The 1,146-nt window shown below is 69.5% G+C and carries 2 protein-coding genes; both read right to left on the reverse strand.

Translation table 11 applies throughout. From position 1 onward, the window contains the following. Positions 1–878 (reverse strand): HAMP domain-containing protein (locus AB0L65_RS62915; protein WP_364267628.1); only part of this gene is annotated, 878 nt, incomplete at its 3' end. An 8-nt stretch (positions 879–886) separates the two neighbouring features. Beyond that, positions 887–1,146, reverse strand: a 260-nt coding sequence (locus tag AB0L65_RS62920) for a helix-turn-helix domain-containing protein (protein ID WP_364267631.1), incomplete at its 5' end; no start/stop codon positions are given.

A 1,146-nucleotide genomic window follows, 5' to 3' on the forward strand; every position in this document is an offset into this window, starting at 1 on the left:
AGGATGTCGGCGACGGCGGTGAGTGCGGCCAGTGGGGTGCGTAGTTCGTGGGAGACGTCGGCGACGAATCGGCGGGCGTCGGCCTCCATCTCGCGCAGTTGTTTGACGTGTCGTTCCAGTTCGGCGGCGGTGTTGTTGAAGGTGCGTGCCACTTCGGCCAGTTCGTCGGTGCCGTGGACCGCGATTCTGGTCCGTAGTTCGCCTTGGCCCAGCAGGCGTGCCGCGTGGCCGAGTTCGCGTACCGGGCGTAGCACGCCGCGGGTGGCCAGCGATGCCAGGACGACCGCGAACGCCAGGGCGGCCACGCCGATGAGCCAGGCACGTACGGCGAGCCCGTCGATGCTGCGCTGTTCGGATAGCAGGCTACGCGCGGCGTAGACCTCGATGCCGGAGGCCCGCGTCGTGCGGTCCGACTCGACGATCAGCAACGGCGCACCGACGATCAGCCAGGGCATGCCCTGCCACACCACGCGTTGCCACGCGATGTTGCCATCGGCCACCTCCCGCCTCAGCCCTCCGGGAATCACCCTGAGATCCGAGGCCAGCACCCTCCCGCCCGGCCTCAAACGCTCCGGCGGGGCGACCGGCGAGCGCATCTCGCGGTAGACGGCGACCGCGAACTCCACGCTGTTCTGGTCGGGCACGGCGGTGGCGATGTCGTCGAGCTCGTCGGGGCCCGGCGCCGGAGTCCGCAACGGGTAGAGCGCCTGCAGGCGGCTCCTCATCGCCTGCACCGTGGCGTCCTGGGTCCGCTGCAGGATGTCGTTGCGGGCCTGGACGTAGAGCCCGCCGGCCACCGCCGCCGCGGTGACCACGCACAGCAACGCGAATGCCAGCAACAGCCGGGTTTGCAGCCCCAGGCCCGGCCAAGCTGCCACCAGTCGCTTCACACCGGCCCGAACCGATACCCGAACCCACGCACCGTCTGCACATAGACAGGCGCCGCCGAGTCGTCCTCGATCTTCGCGCGCAACCGCTGCACACACGCGTCCACCAACCGCGAGTCACCGAAATACCCGTGCTCCCACACCGACTCCAGCAACTGCTGACGGCTGAACACCCGACCCGGCGCAGCCGACAACTCCAGCAACAACCGCAACTCGGTCGGAGCCAGACCCACCGGCACCCCACGGCTGGCGACCACCA

Source organism: Nonomuraea sp. NPDC052116, assembly GCF_040680035.1.
In the GTDB taxonomy this organism is placed as follows: Bacteria; Actinomycetota; Actinomycetes; order Streptosporangiales; family Streptosporangiaceae; genus Nonomuraea; species Nonomuraea angiospora_A.